Genomic DNA, 19,200 nt, shown 5'->3' with positions numbered 1-19,200 from the left:
GATTATGAGAGTTAACTGTACTTATAAAAGCAAATGGCGTTGAAGTATATGATCCCATATTATTAACTTCAAATGACAAAAAACGTGATGATAAAAATTAACCTTTATATTTCATGACATTAAATCGCGATATCCTTGGATGTTTTAGATCTTTTTATAAAAAAAGGATGCTAATTCCTTACATTGGAAATAACACCCTTAATTTCAAATTATATGAGAACGTTTAATTAGAAACCAGAATGGCTCGGCTACTTAATCCATTTTCTAATGTAAGCAATAACATTTGCATTGGTTCTTCATTTAACTGCTCACCCGTCCAAAAGTCACGCCAGATTGATGGTTGGTCAGCGACTAATGTATGTTCCATAGGTTCATAATCATAATTAAATACACAATGCAGCTCATGCTGATGATTTAATCGTAAAGTACAATGGTGGTTTGATAGCGATTTAAATTGTGCAGCATCTTGAGTTAAACGCAGACGAGACAGTAAGTTCTTCCACGTTTTTTTTGCAAATTCATTTAACTCTGGTAGTGGATCACCAGATAGTGCTAAACCTCCAGAAGCAAGAATCACATTACGATGGAACTCATAATATTTTCGCTCTGTGCCTTGATTAGGCAAAGAAACCAACGTTACACAATCAGGGTCTATTTGCCATAACTTACGATGCTGCCAACTGCGGTAAAATGTCTCTTTAGCAAGTTGTTCAAAACGTTCAGGATTACGTTCAACATCATCCGAAATACGCATTGCATCAACAAGACCCAAAGATGGCCACATCGGGGCATTACACCCTAGTATTAATGCATCCCCTGCCCCATTAATAATGGCTTGCATACCTAGACGATAAGCTTCTATACCTGTAATTCCAGATTGAACTCGATGCCCTTTTAAGCAACCCCAAAAGTTTGCGTCTAGCTTAAAAAGCTCAACGCCCCACTCTTCTCGCATAGTATGAATAACATTTGTTAGATGTTGTTGAACCGCGGGTTTTGAGGTGTCAAGAATGTACCATGGCGTGCAACGCCAACCACCATAAGTAATATCGTCTGCTTTTAGTAAATCGCTGTTCTCGTGACGAACAAACCAATCAGGGTGGTTTTTAAATACGTCTGATTCTGGCTGTGCAATAAATGGGGCGATCCAAATAGCAGGCTTTTTCCCTCTATCTTTAATCTCTCTAAGCAAAGATTGAATGCCATTAGGAAATTTACTTGATGGCGTTAGCCAATCTCCCATGAATGCTTGATAACCATCATCTAATAGCACCCATTCAAAATCTTGTTGCTCTGTACACATCACTTCTACGTTATCGAGTACATTCTTTTCGGTAACCTCTGCATAGTATGCATACCAAGAACACCAACCAACCGGAGCATTGCGTTTTACCCCAGCTCTAATAGGATGATTTTCTTGAATTTTCACCGCATAAAGTTCATAGATCTCAGCCAGTGAATCTGCCGTAATTACGGTTACGGCTTCCATGTGATTACTTGCCCAATCTTGTGGTCGTGTGTGCTCACCATCAAGAAAGGCCATTACATTCATGTTGCCTTGAGATTCATGTATTTCAAAATATCCCGCAAAGCGATGGCACGATGTAAAACCAAACAAAGTAAAACCATCTGATTGTTCGACGACTAGATAATTATAAAACCGTTTCTTCGCATCTTCAGAATATAAACGGTAGCTTGAATTATTATCAGGACAACGACCTATGTCTTTTGGCGCATCAACTTGACCGGCTGTTTGAGCTAACATTTGAAAGCCATCACCCAAAATTTTAGCATCATGCTCAAGTTGTGTTGGAAATTGCAGGATTAAGTAATGATCATTAATAGGAGAATTATGAATCCCAGCAAAGCGCAGGGTTATTTGATCGTTTTTTAATTCATAGACTAAATCACTTTGAACAGAAAGTGCTTCTTGTCCACATAAGAAAAATAGCGGGGTCATCATGTGCTTCCTATTGCTGTTTTTTGTACGAAATTAATCAACTAACTATGTGATTTTCGTAGAATACTACGATTCAAAATACAAGCAACAATAACAGGCGTAAGACGAGATCTAGAAGAAGTTATGAAAAATTAGACGGTTAAAAAAGAGAAAGCAACTGAAATAAATATTATGACAACTTATTCTGTATATCCATTTGAGGTGCTTTCGTGTGAGAATAAAACATATAAAAAAAGCACCTAAATATAGGTGCTTTTTAATTAATTAACTTTTATTGTCTTATTCAACAATAATTGGACCACCGAACGAAGTTACTGGTGGAACTTTACCTTTGAATTTCTCAAAGTTAACTAGACATGTATTCGCAGATGTTGCCTGAGCAAGCTCTGATGATGGAATATCTTGTGTCAGTGTATTTGGATCGCCATAAGTACAGATTGCGCCCACTTTTTCGTTCAATGGACCGTACCATGCACCTTCTTCGATACGGATAACACCACGAGGGTAACTATCAGTAAGAACAGCACCAGCAAGAAGCTGACCACGACCATTAAATACGCGAACTAGATCGCCACTCTTAATGCCTTTTTCTTTAGCATCTTGAGGGTTAATGTATACCGGCTCACGACCTTGAACCGCGTAAGTTGCACGGAACTCTTCAGATTCACACATTTGTGAATGCAGACGCTTATCAGGGTGACAAGATTGCATCCAGAATGGGTGTTCTTTAGAACCCGGACCGCCATGTGAACGTTCAGATTTCTCGAACCACATTGGGTGACCTTGACATTCTTCGTAGCCAAAGCGCGCAATCTTACGGCTTGTGATTTCAATGAAACCAGAAGGTGTGCCTAGTGCATTCACTTCAGGATCTTTACGGAAATCAGCGTGACGAACCCATGGTTTACCTTCGCCGAAGTCTAGAACGCCTTTTTCCCAGAATACATCAAATTCAGGCATATCAAATTTGCCTTCGTTTGCTGTGCGACATTCAGCATAAAGTGAACGAACCCACTCCATCTCATCCATACCACGAGTATATTCTTTATGACGGCCAAAACGACGAGTCAGTTCAGTCATGATCTCAAAATCAGATCTTGATTGGTATAGTGGATCAACCAGCTTGTGCATTGCAATTAAGCCACGCGCCGAGTATGAACCGTATTGGTCAATATCATTACGTTCCCATTGCGTACATGCAGGAAGTACGATATCAGAGAAGCGACACGTTGCAGTCCAAGCAAAATCAATCGTTACAACCGTTTGAAGTTTTTGGAACGCTTGCTTCATACGGTTACGATCTTGGTGGTGATGCCAAGGGTTGTTACCAGAAATAACCATCATTTTGAAATCAGGTAATACGACTTTATTACCGTTATAACGGATTTCTTTACCTGGTTCTAATAGACAGTCAATCCAACGCGCTACAGGAATAGTATTGCTGTAACCATTGAAGTCGTTGTTATTCCACTTAGGCTCATGACCTTGGTCCACGTTACGTGGGAAACCACCAGGACCTGCAAAACCAGTAGAAGGAACACCAACACTTGAGTAGTGGTGACTGTAAGATACACCACCACCAGCAAGACCGATTTGGCCAGTCATTGCAGATAGAACCGTACCCATCCAGTATGGTTGCTCACCGTGTTGTTGACGTTGGATACACCATCCAAATAGGATTTGTGTACGGCCAGTTGCCATCATTTTCGCAAATTCACGAATTTGCTCAGGTGATACGCCACAGATCTCAGCAGCCCACTCAGGAGTCTTAACTACTTTATCTTTCGTTTCACCAAGCACGTATTGCATAAACTCGTCAAAGCCTAGGCAGTAAGTATCGATGAACGCTTTGTCGTACAAGTTCTCAGTGTATAACGTGTAAGCCACAGCTAACATGAACGCCACATCAGTTTGTGGATTCAAGTACATGTGGTCATTTTGTAAGAAGCGTTGTGTTTTGTTTTTAACTGGGTCAACAGAAAGAACATTTACTTTACCTGCAGCCACTTTTTCTTTTAGCTTCTCAAGGTATGCGTAAGATTCATGAGTCTCACAGTTCCAACCTACTTGTAGGTTTTTAACTGGATCCGTTGCCCATAAAATAATGTTATCTGAATGCTCGATGATCTCAGACCAAGAAGTACCTTGTGCGTACACTTCTGTAGAACCAAGAACGTAAGGCATAATTGTTTGACCTGCACCCGTCGAGTAGTCACCTACTTTCTTGATGAAGTTACCATGCATACCAACGGCACGTTGCATTTGAGCAGTACAGTTGTGGAAAGAACCTGTTTGGTTCCAACCAGTTTGACCAGCATGAAGCGCCCATGGACCGTAGTCTTTTTGAACACGCTCAAGCTCGCGGTAGAATAAATCTAACGCTTCATCCCAAGTTACACGTACGAAACGGTTGTTACCACGAGTTTCAGTAGAGTACTTGTGCTTTTTCAGCCAATCTAGACGAACCATTGGGTAACGTACACGGCTTGGGCTGTAAATAATGCCTTTGATACCATTCAACATTTCTGTTGGATGCTTATCCATTTCTAATGCTTTAATTTCTTGAACTTTACCCGCATAGATGTGCGCACGGAACGCACCCCAATGTGAGCCAGACATGCGCCATGTGCCTGTAGTTTCAGCTGCGCTTGCTTTTGAAGACATTAGTAGGCTTGGACCTACCAAAGATACTGCACTTGTTGTTGCAACACCTTTTAGAAAACTTCTTCTGCTAATAGACATAATGCTATCTACTCCATTAATTCTTAGTGTTTTTCGTCAGAAAAATCTGAAGAGTGTTTTTGTAGGTATTTCAATACAAGTGATTTACTGTCTGTATCGAAGTTAACGAATGCCATCATACCGTCAAACATACCAGGCCATGTGTTTGAATCGAAGTGACCTTCAGCTGGTTGAGTGTGACATACAGAACAGTTAGTTTTGTATGATTCTTCCGCTTTTTGCCAAACCGTTGTGTAGTCAGGTAAGAAATCTTCTTTCTTCATCCATAGACTCACCGTTACACGTTGCCAAGGTAGACCCGTTAGGTCATCTTCTTTCGTTTCAAATTTCTGAACAAATTTATCGTTCTGAGCTGCATCTTTAAGTAAAGCACCAACCGCAATGTTCATACCAAAATCTTCTTGGATAACACGACCGAAGCCTTTAACTTTACGCCAACCTTCAATAGCAACTTTCATTGCATCGCCTTTCTCTTCAAGTACCGTCACTTGAGAGGCAGGGTTTAATAGGCCCGCTTCGACAGTCAGCTTAGCGTCTTCATACATAGGAAGGTGACGAACAGATACATAAGTTTGTCCATCTTCATATTTAGTATTACTCGCCAGTTGAGTTAATTCACTTACCATGCCGCCAGAACTGTCCATATTTGCAGGAAGGCTATGAGCAATACCTTTATGACAGTCTACACAACTTTGATCACGTTCTTTTGCGCCTTGCATTTGAATACGTGCTGTTGGTTGCATTTTAGAAAAATCCATACCGTCATAATCATGACAGTTACGACATTCAAGAGATTTGTTTGCGCTAAAACGGTCCCATTCGTGCTGGGCTAAAACGATACGACGCTCTTCAAATTTCTCAGGTGTATCGATAAAACCGAATACGTGAGCAAATACTTCTTTACTTGCTTGCATCTTACGAGCAATTTTAGAAGTCCACTCATGAGGTACATGACAATCAGGACACGTAGCACGAACACCTGAACGGTTTTTATCGTGAATTGTACCTGCGTATTCTGGTTGGATGTTGTCTGCATGACAGCTAACACAGAACTCTTCTGTATTTGTTGCCTCTAGCGCAACGTTAAAGCCACCCCAGAAGATAACACCAGCGATGAAACCACCAAGGGTTAGTACACCCAAGCTGATATGAACACTTGGGCGAGCAAAAACCGACCAAGCTTTTTTAAGTAATGACATCATAATTGCTTCTCTTTTATCTAATTCTAATTCGTTGTAATGGTTGTATTCTTAAAAGAATCAACCACCGTGACCTGGCATACCAAAAAACAGCGCCTGCATTAACCACACAGAGAAACCGTATGCACCAACCACACCCACACTTAGAATTGGGAAAAGAACAACTGTGATGAAGAAAAAGGCTTTCCATTCAGATGAACGTTTGGCTCCATCGTTTTGCTTTATTGCATTGCTCATAATTTTATTCCTAGTTATCTTTCTACTTTATAATTATAGAAAATGTTAACAAGTTGTCGAACCTATCTGACATAGATTTTAATCCCTCATAAATAGTGCTTCAATTAAATTTTCAAGATAAACCCTTTTATCTACTAGTTTTTTGCGTTCATCCAGAGATGTAATTAATTGAAATTAAATGTGTAAATTTATTAACACTTGTGAAAGATTAATTTTATGTGAAAATTGTTAACAATGTTAAATGCCACTAAGGTATAGGTGAGATTGGTAACCTTGTCAGTAGATCCATATCAATTTTAACGCTCTATTTTATAAAGTAGCACGTAAAATTTACGCTATAGGTTTCTTTGCTAAACAATGTTGACATAAACACTCATTGTTCTCAGAAATGATACCTACATCCCGAGTTTCGACCTCAAAACACCAACACGTCTCTTTCCCCATTTTGATATCGCACTGAGCTGGTTTTGTGCATTCTGGACAAGTATGTGTGGATGATTTTCCCGATAGCCTTTCCATCACTTTATCTCTTTCTCCATCGCTCATTGATTTCCATTCAATTATTTCAGTAATGGTGCGTTTACAGCCAATACAAATACCACCTTCATTTTTACAAGCAGCAATACACGGTGTTTTCATCTTTACTTCTCTCTATTGTCCTTTAAATCCCATACAACTCATGGGATAATCGTCGGAATTCGACATCGTTATTATTAGGAATTATTTATGGCACTAAGCTTACAAGAGCAAATGCTAAAAGCTGGGTTAGTGAACCAAAAGAAAGTAGCAAAAGCAAAGAAAGCTTCAAAAAAATCTCGAGTTCAAAATCGCGAAGCAAAAGCAGCGGTTGAATTGAACAAAGCAGCTCAAGCTGAAAAAGACAAAGAATTGAGCGCACAACACAAAGCAGAGAAAGACCAGAAAGAATTGCTTGCGCAAATCAAACAGCTTATCTCAGCAAATAAACTGGATCGCACACATGGTGATATCGGTTATAACTTTACTGATGGCGTACTCGTCAAAAAAATGTATGTTGATAAAACAATGCAAACTCAATTGGTTGCTGGTCGCTTAGCGATTGTTCATTTTAATGAAGATTACGAAGTTGTTCCTGCTGGTGTTGCCGATAAGATTACTCTGCGCGATGAATCTGTTGTTGTACTTAACAACGTAATAGCGGAAGATGCGCAGGATGAAGACGACCCATACGCTGAGTTCGTTATTCCTGATGATTTAATGTGGTAATACAATGAGCCGTAAAAACAAAATCAAAGAAAACCTTTTAAAGAAGCACCGCAGAACTCAAACAAAAAATAGCCGTTCACACAATAAGCCAAAATACATCTGTAAAGCTGATCGTGAGAAAATGGAGCTTGAGGCAGAACAAGCAGCGGTTGAAACAGAAAACACTGAACAACTAACACCATCAGAAGAGTAATATTTCTACTCAAATGGTACAAAAAAGCCCCATTGTTATAATAAACAGTGGGGCTTTTTTTATAACAACAGCATAGGTTACTGCGTAGGAAGGCTTCTAGGCAGCATCTAGCAGCACTTGTAAATCATTAAGCGTCTTGACTGTATACGTTGGCTTAACGCCGTCAGGGCACTCTTGTAGGCTTGCATTTAGCCAGCATGTGTCAATACCGGCATTCATACCACCAAGCACGTCTGAGTCAGGATTATCACCAACCATAAGTATCGAGGACAACTCCACCTCACCCATCATAGAAAAAGTATGTTCAAAAATACGTTTATCTGGCTTTGCGACGCCTACTTGCTCTGAAATCACGATAAGCTCGAAATAATGACTAAACTCTGTTTTTTCTAATCGATTTTTTTGCAGTTCAGTGAAGCCATTAGTGATAATCCCCATTTTTACATTGTTTGCTAACAATGAATCAAGCAACTCTCTAGCACCATCTAATGGCGCACAAATTTCGGCCATTGCCATCATAAAAGCCGTATTCATCGCTTTTGGTGTTACACCTACCTCGTTAGCCCAATATTCAAAGCGAATTTCTTGCAACTGTTGCGCAGTAATTTCATTATCTTGATATTGTACCCACAGCGGTTTATTTACCAACTGATATTCAATGAACTGCTCTTTACTAAAATTAACACCATAGCCTGAAAACATGCGTTGCAAACCAGCAAACGCATCAAAATGAAAGAGAGTTTCATCAGCGTCGAATAATATCCATTGGTACTTCATTAACTACATCCTTACTGTCATATCTACATCGTTATAAAATGAGTCAATCACTTAGAACACAAGTCTGATTGAGTAACACTTACGCCTTTAATTTGTGCGAACCATTTTTGTTTTGGCTCTAACGCTAATTCTTCTTTTGCCCAACGAGTGATATTTGCCCATAATACGTGCCCAGACAAATTCAGTTTTACTGCCACTACATCGTTTTCTTTATCTTCGGTTAAACTCTCAATAACAACAGGGAGAATATTCCGAATGGAGCTAAATTCTGGCTGTTGTTTTATCAATGAAACATCATTTGCTCGAATACGTAAACGAATATTTTGACCTTCTTCTGTGCACTCACAAGGAGATTTCACCCAAATGCCCTGTGCCGTATTCTTTAATGTAACCAAGGTCATTGGGTGCTCTGAATGCAGCTCAGTTATCGTCCCTTCTAATAATGCAGAATGCTCTGATGCATTTAACCAAGGGCGCATTAATGGAGAACTCCATACCGATGTGATGTCACCAGATAAACTCACGGTTCCATTATTAAGTAAGACCATGTGATCCGCTAATCTTAGGATCTCATCTAAACTGTGTGAGACATAAATGATCGGGGTTTGAATCTCTTTGGCTAGTCTTTCTAAATAAGGCATGACCTCATGCTTTCTTGGTAAATCTAAAGAAGCCAACGGTTCATCCATAATAAGCAGTGCTGGCTCAGAAAGAATAGCTCTACCAATTGCTACCCTTTGCTTTTCACCACCTGATAATGAATGCGGATAACGTTGCAGTAAAGGTTCTATATCTAATAATTTCACTACATCATTAAATAACGTTGTTCGCTTTCCATCACACCCATAAAGTAAATTTCCTTCTACTTTATAATGCGGAAATAAGCGTGCATCTTGAAAAACATAACCAATATGTCTGCGATCCGGCGGTATTGATATCTTCTTACTTGAATCAAACAATACCGAATTATTAAGTGAGATCCGCCCTTTATCAGGAGACGTTAAACCACTAATCACATTGGCAAGTGTCGACTTACCCGCCCCTGAACGACCAAATATAGCGCTAATACCCGATGATGGGAGTGATAATTGAACGTTCAAATCCAAATCACCTAATTGTTTTTGAATATCAATAACTAACATTTTATCCCATCAACCTTTTTTTACTTATTCTTGCTAACCACTCTGAGAGCAATAGCGAAATTAACGCCACAACTATAGAAATCACACATAAGCGTGCAGCCTCCATTTCTGCTCCAGGGATTTCAATGTAACTAAACATAGCAAGAGGAAGCGTTCGAGTTTCACCTTCTATATTAGAAACAAAACTGATGGTTGCACCAAACTCTCCTAAACTACGAGCAAACGCTAATACTGCCCCCGTTAAAATACCCGGCAACATTAAAGGAAGTGTGATCGTAGAAAAAACTTTAAAACGAGACGCGCCTAATGTTCTTGCTGCTTGTTCCAGTTTTTGGTCTACCGATTCTAATGCTAAGCGAATAGCTCGGACCATTAAGGGTAATGCAACAATGGCTGAGGCTAATGCCGCTCCTTTCCAGTTAAAACTAAAAGTTAAACCAAATAATTCATAAAGCCACTTACCGATAACGCCTTGTCGCCCCATTGAAATAAGTAATAAATAACCTATCACTACAGGCGGTAATACCAAGGGAAGATGAATTAATCCATCCAATATTGCTTTGCCTTTAAACTCACAGCGAGCAAGTATCCATGCTAACAAAATCCCAATCGGCAAAGAAAAACTAACCGCAATCCCTGCGACTTTTAGGCTCAGCAATAAGGCTTCTATTTCGTAATCTGTCAATATCATTAAATTGTTGTAAATCCATAAGAAATAAAGGTATCTTTTGCACTTTCAGAAAGTAAGTATCGATAAAAAGCCGCCACTTCATCTGAGTTTTTTTTCTTCACAATCGCCATTGGGTACACAATAGGATCATGAGAGTCTGCAGGAAATTCTTCAACTATGGTTACATTTTTTGATAATAAAGCATCCGTTTTATAGACAATACCTAATGGTGCTTCATCACGTTCAACAAATAGTAAAGCAGATCGTACATTATTTCCTGATGCAATATTATCTTTCACTTCAGACCAGCGGTACTGTTTCTCTAAACTTTGCTTACCATAGATACCTGCGGGGACATGTCTAGGATCGGCCATTGAAAGACGAAGACCTTTTTGCCCAAGAAACCATTGCCATGTGTTTTCTGTCGGGGTCGTCTTTGATGCAATTAACACTAAACTATTACGTAATAAATCTACTTTCGTGTCCGCTTCAATTTCATCTTTCTCAATGAGATAATCCATCCACTTAGTATTTGCAGAAAGATAAATATCTGCTGGTGCACCATTCTCAATTTGTCGAGCTAATGACGACGAACCAGCGTAACTCACACGAACCCTTTCACCCGTTTTATTCTGATATGCATCCACAATATCGTTCATTACATTGGTTAATGATGATGCGGCATAAACCGTCACACTCGCAGATGCGGATAAAGAACTAAACAACAATATAAAAAATAACGTAATTCGAGACATATTTACTGGACCCTTAATATGCGGATTTCTTTTCAAACAAGCTTGGCCATAGTTGAAATAAATCCAAGCTTTCTTCAATTGACTCTGCAATACGTTCGATTGCTTCTTCTTGAATCGCATTCATATCAATCGCTTTAGTTTCTTTCAAACCCGCCCAAGATAAAATGGCTTCAAATGCTTCTGGTTCATCAAAAATACCATGTAAATAGGTTCCAAAAATAGAACCCTCTTGATTAACTGTACCATCACGTCTTTCTGACGGTTCATTATTAATCATTATCGGGGATTCATTCAATAGAGAGCCCGTACTAACTCCTGCATGAATTTCGTAACCAGTAACTTTAGCAACGGTCTGATCCGGTAATATCAACTCCCCTTCAACAAGAGTAAGCTGTTTTTGTTTTTTCAATTCTGTTGAAATGGCTAAATAACCTAACCCATCAATAGATGAGGCTTCACCTTCAAGACCTAAAGGATCGGAAAGACGCTCACCTAGCATTTGATAGCCACCACAAATTCCCATGACTTTCCCACCAAAGCGCAAGTGTCGTTCAATGTCTTTATCCCAGCCTTGCGACTTAAGATAATTCAGATCAGCTTGAACTGATTTACTGCCCGGCAAAATAATAAAATCAGCCCCTGATAATGACTGCCCTTTACCAACAAACTGAAGATCTATTTCTGGATGTAAACGCAATGGGTCAAAATCAGTATGATTACTAATACGAGTAACGACTGGCACTTTTACAACAAACTTGCCCTTTTCTTGTTGCTCACTTTTAATTGCATCTTCCGCTTCTAAATTTAAACCGTGCAAATAAGGGATAACACCCAATACCGGCTTACCTGTTTTTTCTTCTAGCCACTCAAGACCCGGAACCAATAAAGAAATATCACCACGAAAGCGATTAATAACAAAGCCTTTTACTCGTGCTTGTTCTGATTCAGACAGTAGTGCTAATGTGCCATAAAGATGCGCAAATACCCCACCACGATCAATATCGGCAACAATAATAACAGGAACATCAGCCGCTTCAGCAAAGCCCATATTCGCTATATCATTCTCACGTAGATTAATTTCTGCTGGGCTTCCTGCCCCCTCAATAACTACGCATTGATAGTTATCGTTCAAATAAGAAAACGATTCTAAAACATAAGGCATTGCTAGTTTTTTATAATCTTGAAAACCCCATGCATCCATGGTTTCAATCGCTTTACCTTGAACAATAACTTGCGCACCGATATCTGTATTGGGTTTAAGTAAGATAGGGTTCATATGGACATGAGGTTTTACTCTTGCGGCATCCGCTTGCAGCGCTTGAGCTCGACCAATTTCCCCTCCATCTTCGGTGACCGCACTATTGAGTGCCATATTTTGAGGTTTAAAAGGGGCAACTTGGATCCCTTTATTTGCAAGCACTCGGCATAAGCCTGCCACAAGCACGGTTTTTCCGGCATCAGAAGTGGTTCCTTGAACCATTAACGGAGATAAAGCGGTCATAATTCCATCTAGTTTTCGTTATACGTCAGATCGATAATGTTAACATTGTTCTTAGTTGAGAGGCTAATTATCCAACCTCTTATTTCCTTCTTCTTATTCATGTCTCTTAGATGAATAGAATATGAATACATTAGTCACGATAGATTCAGCCACACTTTGTTTTAATAGCCTCATCGAAACAAAGCGCACTGCGCTGAACTATTTTATTTAATGAAGGATTCCATTATGAAAAAAACAATCATTGCAATTACAGCAGCCTTAATCTTATCTCCAACCATCGTTTTAGCTGACAATGGCGACCATAACAATAAACACGCTCAATTGAACTACACAGGTCCAGTAACAACAACGACTGTGGCCGAGTTATTAAAAGACACAGGAATGTTTGCAGAACAAGATGCAACGATTGATGGCCATATTGTTCGTCATATTCGCAAAGATAAATACGTATTCTCTGATGGTACAACTGAAATCCAAATTGAACTGGATGATGATATTTCGCTACCAACCGCGATCAATGAAACCACTAAAGTTCGTATTTTTGGTGAGTATGAAGGTGGAAGTACTCCAGAGATTGAAGTAGAACGCTTACAAGCACTATAAAATAAACAACCAATAGATAATCTGGCCTGCTTATTGCAGGCTTTTTCATAGATAAAACTCATGAATATCAGGTTAACTACGTTATGGAATCAACTAAGTACATCAAAAAAGCCCTTCTTTTAGCGACAGCGCTGACATCTTCAACGGCAATGGCGAACAATTTCCCTTATAGTTTTTTTGAAGCTCGTATCGGTACAAGTCCAGGTACCTATGGTGTGCAAGTTAACCAACAATTCACAGAAAACTCTCACCTTGTAGCTAAAGTAGATACTGAATTTTCAGGTGATTGGGATGTGGCTGGAGGTATCGGTTTTAATGGCCCAATTAATGAATTTTCCGATATTTACGGTCAACTACTTCTTCATAATGTAAAAGACAACAGCAGTGACAAATTCGGTGATGAGATGCTTACTGAAATTAATATTGGCTTTAGATTATGGCTAATGCAGCAAATTGAAGTAGGTGCTCAATACGGTCAACTATTTAATAGTGACGTAAGTAAAGACATTGGCAGTGTTCATTTCCGCTTCCACTCAACCGAACAATTATCAGTGGGCGCTGAAGCTAAGTTCAATGGTGTTTATGGTGGTCAAATGATGATGACAGCACGATTTACTTTTTAATTTTAAAAATCAATTCCCTCTACAAACTTATTAAAGATACAAGCTTTGGACAGCTTTATGTTGTTCGTTATTAAAGGATTAATTAGTGGTTTTAATATGTTAAAAAATATCTCAATTAAAAATAAACTTACCTTAATGTTCGTTATTGTCATTTTAGTCATGGCATCCATTCAAACAGCAATGACAGGCAAACAATTAATAACGGAAACATATCGTTCTATTAACCAACTGTCTGCCGCTATTACAAAAACAAGTGCTTCTAGCATTGAAAAATGGATCAATGGTCGGATTAATATTGTCGAAGCATCTATTAGTGCTTTTTCACATTCAGGCTCTCCAGTTGAATATCTAAATCAAGCAGAAAAATCTGGACTCTTTATTATTTCTTATGCAGGCCTTGATAATGGTGATTTTTATGAGAGCAATCAAGACAATCCCGTCCCTGATGATTATGATCCTCGTCAACGAGATTGGTATATTGATGCAACGAACAAAAATAAAACCGTCGTCACTAGCCCTTATATGGATGTCAGTAATGGCGGACTAGTTATCACCATAGCTCAACCATTCATTACAAATAATGAACGCGGTGTTATTGCTGCTGATGTTAGCATTCAATCTATTATCGATGATATTCAAGCGATCAATCAAAATGGAATATCTGCATTCTTAGTTGATGGTGATGGTAATTTCGTTGCTCACCCTAATTCAAGCTTCGCAATGAAACCAGCGTCTTCTTTAGGAAGCGGTTTTTCATTACGTGATATTCAGCAACTTGCTCAAAAAAATACACAAACAGAAATAGAAGTAAATGGCTCAACAGCCTTTGTTACTGCAGCAAAAATCCCACAAACAGATTGGTTTTTACTTGTCACTATAGATAAGCAACATGCATTCTCTTCTGTTCGTGATGTTTTATTCGATTCAGCATTAATGACCTTGTTGCAGATCACTATTATTGCGGCACTTGCTATGTACTTAGTTCAAAAAGCATTAGCTCCCCTCAATGTGTTGAGTGTAGCAATGGAAGATTTATCAAATGGTAATGGGGATTTAACTCAACGCATTAAAGTAGAATCAAAAGATGAAATAGGTACTTTGGCGACTCATGTTAATGGCTTTGTAGAAAAGCTACAAATTATTGTAAAAGACATTGCTGCCTCATCTTCTAAGCTTGATTCTCAATCAAAAATCAGTATTTCCGTTGCACGTCAAACTAGTGATGGATTAGCTATTCAATTAAATGAAATATCTCAAATAGCAACGGCTGTTCATGAAATGTCTGCAACAGCTCAAGAAGTCGCTAATAATGCACAAATCACAGCGGATTCTTCTGTTAACTCTACTGAGCATTGTGAACAGGGTAAAAAAGTAATCATGCGAAACCAAGAATCGATTACTAACTTAGCTTCTCAAGTAGAGAATGCCTCAGGCATAATTCAAGAATTAAATAAAAATGCACAAGACATTAATACTATTTTGTCCACAATTAGAGATATTGCAGAGCAAACGAACTTACTCGCACTAAACGCTGCCATTGAAGCAGCACGAGCGGGTGAGCAAGGTCGTGGTTTTGCTGTTGTTGCTGATGAAGTTCGCGTGTTATCGCAAAGAACTCATAGCTCTACCGATGAGATCCGACATATGATTGAAACTTTACAGCGTAATACCGCAAATGCTGTTCAGAGTATGGATGAAAGTAAGACTTTTGCTCAATCAAGTGTTGATGATGCAAATAATGCCACGCAAGCCCTAGAAGAAATTTCAATTTCTATTATACAAATTTCAGATATGGCAACACAGATCTCCAATGCCGCAGCAGAACAAAGAACAGTGACAGATGAAGTAAGTATGAACATTCAATCCGCTAATGATGTATCCGACCAAATGTCGCATCAAGCAGATAATTCTCAAAAGCTATCTGAAGAGCTGCGTAGTATTTCTAAGCAACTTAATAATCAGGTTAACTTATTTAAGTATTAGCCGTTAAAGTTACTTGTATAAAACAAAATTAAACCAGAGTGTTCATTATGAATACTCTGGTTTTTGGTTTATAAACAGGAATTACAACAATCATCCTAAAAACACTTGATTTCATGCCCTTTTAACTCTAACTTGTTATCATGTTGTTAAAAAAGGATGTTGCGACATGATGTTTTTACATAAATATATTTTGTTATTCTTCTTCTTCCCTAGCCTAGTATTTGCTTTGGAACTCTCTCCATTGGCACAAGTTCCTTATACTGGAGATCTTGATAGCCTAAAGAAAAAAGGAACCGTCCGTGTTCTTGTTTCTGCTGATCTCGGTTTTTACTATATAGAAAAAGGGCAGCCCAAAGGGATTATTGCCGAGTTTATTCATCATTTTGAATTGCATTTACATAAGAAAAAGATAAATGTGAATGTACAAGTGATCCCCGTACCAAGAGATGACCTTCTTAATGCTCTTGAAGCCGGCTTTGGTGATATTGCAGTTGCTAATTTAACCATTACCCCTCAACGATTAAAATATGTTGATTTCAGTGATCCTATCATTAGTAACAGCCAAGAATGGCTGGTGACATCAAAAAAAACACCAGCAATTACTTCGTACGAAGAGCTATCAGGGAAGGAAGTTTGGGTAAGAGCCAGCTCGAGCTACTTTGAAAGTTTGCAACAGATTAACAAGCAGCTATCTGCTAATGGCGTTCCTCCTATTCATGTTCAATTTATTGAAGAAAACCTACAAGATTACGAACTAATGGAGATGATCAATCAAGACATTCTCCCTATAACAGTCATTGATAGCCATAAATCTCAACTGTGGACAAAAATAATGGATAATATCGTTATTCATGAAGAGCTTCCCCTTCGTACTGACGCCAGTATCGGTTGGGCAATGAGAAAAAACAGCCCCCAGTTAAAATCGGAAGTGAATCAATACGCGAATAAAATAAAACAAGGATCGCTTTTAGGCAATGTCATTTACAATAAATATCTCGATAATTCCAAATGGCTTACAAAAGCGTTAAACCCAAATACAGTGGAACAATTTAACGCTCTGGCTGTTTTATTTGAACAATATGCAGACCAGTATAAGTTTGATTGGTTGATGATATCAGCACAAGCGTATCAAGAATCTAGGTTCAATAATCGTTTGGTTTCTCACATGGGCGCTGTCGGTATTATGCAAGTATTGCCAAAGACAGCAAAAGAGCCTTACATAAACATTAAAAATTTTAGACAATTAGAACACAACATTCATGCTGGTGTTAAATACATGAGTTTTGTGCATAAACGTTATTTCCAAAAGCCAGAAATAACAAAAGAAAATCAAATGTATTTTTCATTAGCCGCTTATAATGCGGGGCCTGCAAACGTAAGGAAAATGCGTAGAATGGCAGTAAAACATGGCTATGACCCTAATGTTTGGTTCAATAACGTTGAGATAATGGCTAGAAAATACGTCAGTAAAGAACCGGTTCATTACGTTACCAATATTAGCCGTTACTATGTTATTTATAAACAAATAGCCTTGCTTCAAGCCCTTAGAGAACAACAAAACGCCTCTAATTATAAGTTATTTTGATAATGTAAATTCACAAACGAAAATGCCCAAATATGATATTTGGGCATTTTTTATTTCAAAATAATTTATTTACGTTATTTTGCTAATTTCACTTTTGGTTGAATGTACTTTTTACTTACGTCCACAACTGCCACATCACGGAAAAAAGTTCGCCCAAGTAATACTGGGTATGTCATGTGTGTGCGATCATTAAGAGTAAATTCAGTTTTGGTTTTTAAATCACCAATTTGTACCCATGCTTCGATTACTGGACGATCAGTACGTTTCTCTGTACTTGATTGACGAATAGTTACGATACGAGCCACTGGTGATTCAAACTCTTTTGTCTCACTATCACCATGAGCAAGTTTAAATTTAACCCAATCTTTTCCATCACGCTCAAACATTTCAATATCAACCGCTGAAATTGACGAGGTTGTAGCCCCTGTATCAATTCGAGCTTTCGAGTTATGGTTAATCGCTTTGATGTACATCCACTCTTCTTCGCCTAAAATCAACTTACCATCTGCAGTTTTTAGATTTTTAGCTACAGGTGGTTTAGGATCAACTTGTGGCTTTTGCTCTGGTTTTACTTCCGGCTTTGTTTCCGGAGTTACTGGTTGCTCAACAGCCGGTTTATCCGTTGTTGCGGTGTCCGTTGGCGTTGTTGCGGTGGTTGACATACAACCAGCAAGCAAAATAGGTAAAAGTAACGTTGACCATTCTTTTGTTATCTTCATGCGTTTTCCTTTACTGTCTTATCTGTAATCGTTAATTCTATTATAGTAATAAATCTCAAAAAAATCTGTTACTTATTTGCAACAGAGGCAAAAGATTTAGCAATATAATCAATATGCTGCTCTTGCATTCCCGCAATATTAATACGACCGTCCCCTACTGCATAAATTCCATAGTCAGATTTTAATGCCAACATTTGCTCGTTATTGAAGCCAATGACAGAGAACATACCTTTGTGTTGTTCAATAAAATCAAACTGAGTTGATTGCGTTTCATCTCGTAATGCAGCGCAAAGATTCGTTCGTAAACCTAGTAAACGCTTTTGCATCGTATCTAGCTCAGTTCGCCATGATAGCGTTAATGCTTCATCATTTAAAATACGCCCTACAATTGCCGCACCGTGATCAGGAGGCATGGTGTAAGTCGCTCGTGCCATTTGTAATAATTTCGCTTTAGCGTTCATCGCAATCTCAATATTGGCAGCAATAACCATTGCTGCACCAGTGCGTTCACGGTACAAGCCAAAGTTTTTAGAACATGAAGTTGCAATAAACATTTGAGGCACACGATCCGCCATAAAGCGTAACCCTGCAGCATCAGATTCTAAGCCATCACCAAAACCTTGGTAGGCAATATCAACAAAAGGAATAAAGCCGTTTTTCAACGCCAATTCAGTAATTGCTATCCAATCAGACAGACGAATATCCGCCCCTGTTGGGTTATGACAACAACCGTGCAGCAAGATGATGTCTTTAGGTCCAGCCTTGGCTAAATCAGCCATCATCGTTTCACTATCAACGTGTTTCGTTACAGGATTAAAATAAGAGTAATGCTTAACCTTTAAGCCTGCCGCTTCCATTACCGGTTGATGATTAATGTAACTTGGGTTACTTATCCAAACTGTCGCGCCTGGTTCTGTTGATTTAATCAAATCGGCAATCATACGCAATGCGCCACTGGCACCAGGCGTTTGAATGGCAGAAACACGCTCATAAGCAGACGTATCACGTAATAACAGATCAACCATGCTTTGGTTAAAGACTTCACAACCAGCAAGGCCAACGTACGCTTTTGTGGTTTGCTCAGCAGCGATAGCTTTCGCTGAATCACTCACCGCTTTCATGATTGGAGTATGACCTTGGTCGTTACGATAAACACCAATGCCGAGATCGACTTTGTTGTCGCGATCATCAGCACGGTATTCAATAGAGAGAGAAAGAATGGGATCTTTAGCAGGAGTCGCTATATTTTGCAGCATATTTTCATAT

At 38.8% G+C, this 19,200-nt stretch carries 18 protein-coding genes; 6 read left to right on the top strand and 12 right to left on the bottom strand.

Going from position 1 to position 19,200, the window contains the following annotated elements; all coding sequences use genetic code 11:
- Positions 1 to 223: 223 nt before the first annotated feature.
- The 5 genes from A6E03_RS05995 to A6E03_RS05975 all read right to left on the bottom strand — a co-directional run bounded on the left by A6E03_RS05995 (position 224) and on the right by A6E03_RS05975 (position 6,777).
- Positions 224 to 1,963 carry a glycoside hydrolase family 36 protein gene (locus tag A6E03_RS05995; protein WP_065600390.1) on the bottom strand — a complete coding sequence of 580 codons (1,740 nt, stop codon included), beginning with the start codon at positions 1,961 to 1,963 and terminating at the stop codon, positions 224 to 226.
- Between the two features lie 276 nt (positions 1,964 to 2,239).
- A complete protein-coding gene (gene torA / locus A6E03_RS05990) occupies positions 2,240 to 4,702 on the bottom strand; it encodes a trimethylamine-N-oxide reductase TorA (protein WP_065593394.1) in 2,463 nt (820 codons plus the stop codon).
- A gap of 23 nt (positions 4,703 to 4,725) precedes the next feature.
- Entirely contained in the window at positions 4,726 to 5,904 is a 1,179-nt protein-coding gene (torC, locus tag A6E03_RS05985; RefSeq protein ID WP_065593393.1) for a pentaheme c-type cytochrome TorC, read from the bottom strand.
- 57 nt (positions 5,905 to 5,961) lie between these two features.
- Positions 5,962 to 6,138, bottom strand: a complete 177-nt coding sequence (gene torE, locus A6E03_RS05980) for a trimethylamine N-oxide reductase system protein TorE (RefSeq protein WP_065593392.1) — start codon at positions 6,136 to 6,138, stop codon at positions 5,962 to 5,964.
- 330 nt (positions 6,139 to 6,468) lie between these two features.
- A complete protein-coding gene (locus A6E03_RS05975) occupies positions 6,469 to 6,777 on the bottom strand; it encodes a DUF1289 domain-containing protein (protein WP_065593391.1) in 309 nt (102 codons plus the stop codon).
- An 87-nt stretch (positions 6,778 to 6,864) separates the two neighbouring features.
- Between A6E03_RS05975 and A6E03_RS05970 the strand changes: the two genes are divergently transcribed.
- Positions 6,865 to 7,383: a DUF2058 domain-containing protein gene (locus tag A6E03_RS05970; protein WP_065593390.1), complete on the top strand. Its 519-nt coding sequence runs from the start codon at positions 6,865 to 6,867 to the stop codon at positions 7,381 to 7,383.
- A 4-nt stretch (positions 7,384 to 7,387) separates the two neighbouring features.
- Positions 7,388 to 7,576, top strand: a complete 189-nt coding sequence (locus A6E03_RS05965; protein WP_065593389.1) for a DUF2986 domain-containing protein — start codon at positions 7,388 to 7,390, stop codon at positions 7,574 to 7,576.
- A 96-nt stretch (positions 7,577 to 7,672) separates the two neighbouring features.
- Here the strand turns inward: A6E03_RS05965 and yjjG are convergent, their stop codons facing one another.
- Genes yjjG through A6E03_RS05940 form a run of 5 tightly spaced genes read right to left on the bottom strand, consistent with a single transcriptional unit; the run spans position 7,673 to position 12,421 of the window.
- Positions 7,673 to 8,353 carry a pyrimidine 5'-nucleotidase gene (gene yjjG, locus A6E03_RS05960; protein ID WP_065600389.1) on the bottom strand — a complete coding sequence of 227 codons (681 nt, stop codon included), beginning with the start codon at positions 8,351 to 8,353 and terminating at the stop codon, positions 7,673 to 7,675.
- 47 nt (positions 8,354 to 8,400) lie between these two features.
- Entirely contained in the window at positions 8,401 to 9,495 is a 1,095-nt protein-coding gene (modC, locus tag A6E03_RS05955) for a molybdenum ABC transporter ATP-binding protein ModC (RefSeq protein WP_065600388.1), read from the bottom strand.
- A gap of 1 nt (position 9,496) precedes the next feature.
- Entirely contained in the window at positions 9,497 to 10,186 is a 690-nt protein-coding gene (modB, locus tag A6E03_RS05950) for a molybdate ABC transporter permease subunit (RefSeq protein ID WP_065593386.1), read from the bottom strand.
- Complete coding sequence (gene modA, locus A6E03_RS05945) at positions 10,186 to 10,920, bottom strand: molybdate ABC transporter substrate-binding protein (protein ID WP_065600387.1); 735 nt, start codon at positions 10,918 to 10,920, stop codon at positions 10,186 to 10,188. The genes modB and modA overlap by 1 nt, the downstream gene beginning before the upstream one ends.
- 13 nt (positions 10,921 to 10,933) lie before the next feature.
- Entirely contained in the window at positions 10,934 to 12,421 is a 1,488-nt protein-coding gene (locus A6E03_RS05940) for a cobyric acid synthase (RefSeq protein WP_065600386.1), read from the bottom strand.
- A gap of 225 nt (positions 12,422 to 12,646) precedes the next feature.
- Between A6E03_RS05940 and A6E03_RS05935 the strand changes: the two genes are divergently transcribed.
- The 4 genes from A6E03_RS05935 (at position 12,647) to A6E03_RS05920 (ending at position 17,215) form a co-directional block, all read left to right on the top strand.
- Entirely contained in the window at positions 12,647 to 13,024 is a 378-nt protein-coding gene (locus A6E03_RS05935) for a YgiW/YdeI family stress tolerance OB fold protein (protein WP_065593383.1), read from the top strand.
- An 83-nt stretch (positions 13,025 to 13,107) separates the two neighbouring features.
- A complete protein-coding gene (locus tag A6E03_RS05930) occupies positions 13,108 to 13,647 on the top strand; it encodes a hypothetical protein (protein ID WP_060992246.1) in 540 nt (179 codons plus the stop codon).
- Positions 13,648 to 13,704: 57 nt separating this feature from the next.
- Positions 13,705 to 15,630 carry a methyl-accepting chemotaxis protein gene (locus tag A6E03_RS05925; RefSeq protein ID WP_255310594.1) on the top strand — a complete coding sequence of 642 codons (1,926 nt, stop codon included), beginning with the start codon at positions 13,705 to 13,707 and terminating at the stop codon, positions 15,628 to 15,630.
- A 169-nt stretch (positions 15,631 to 15,799) separates the two neighbouring features.
- Positions 15,800 to 17,215: a lytic transglycosylase F gene (locus A6E03_RS05920; RefSeq protein ID WP_176703457.1), complete on the top strand. Its 1,416-nt coding sequence runs from the start codon at positions 15,800 to 15,802 to the stop codon at positions 17,213 to 17,215.
- A gap of 74 nt (positions 17,216 to 17,289) precedes the next feature.
- Here the strand turns inward: A6E03_RS05920 and A6E03_RS05915 are convergent, their stop codons facing one another.
- Both A6E03_RS05915 and A6E03_RS05910 read right to left on the bottom strand, forming a co-directional pair.
- Positions 17,290 to 17,934: an ATP-dependent zinc protease gene (locus tag A6E03_RS05915; protein WP_065593381.1), complete on the bottom strand. Its 645-nt coding sequence runs from the start codon at positions 17,932 to 17,934 to the stop codon at positions 17,290 to 17,292.
- 68 nt (positions 17,935 to 18,002) lie between these two features.
- Entirely contained in the window at positions 18,003 to 19,190 is a 1,188-nt protein-coding gene (locus A6E03_RS05910) for an amino acid aminotransferase (protein ID WP_065600384.1), read from the bottom strand.
- Positions 19,191 to 19,200 lie beyond the last annotated feature (10 nt).

The sequence above is a fragment of the Aliivibrio sp. 1S128 genome, from assembly GCF_001691065.1.
Classification (GTDB): Bacteria; Pseudomonadota; Gammaproteobacteria; order Enterobacterales; family Vibrionaceae; genus Aliivibrio.
Note: the sequence above shows the minus strand (reverse complement) of the source record. Positions and strands in the feature narration are given on the sequence as shown.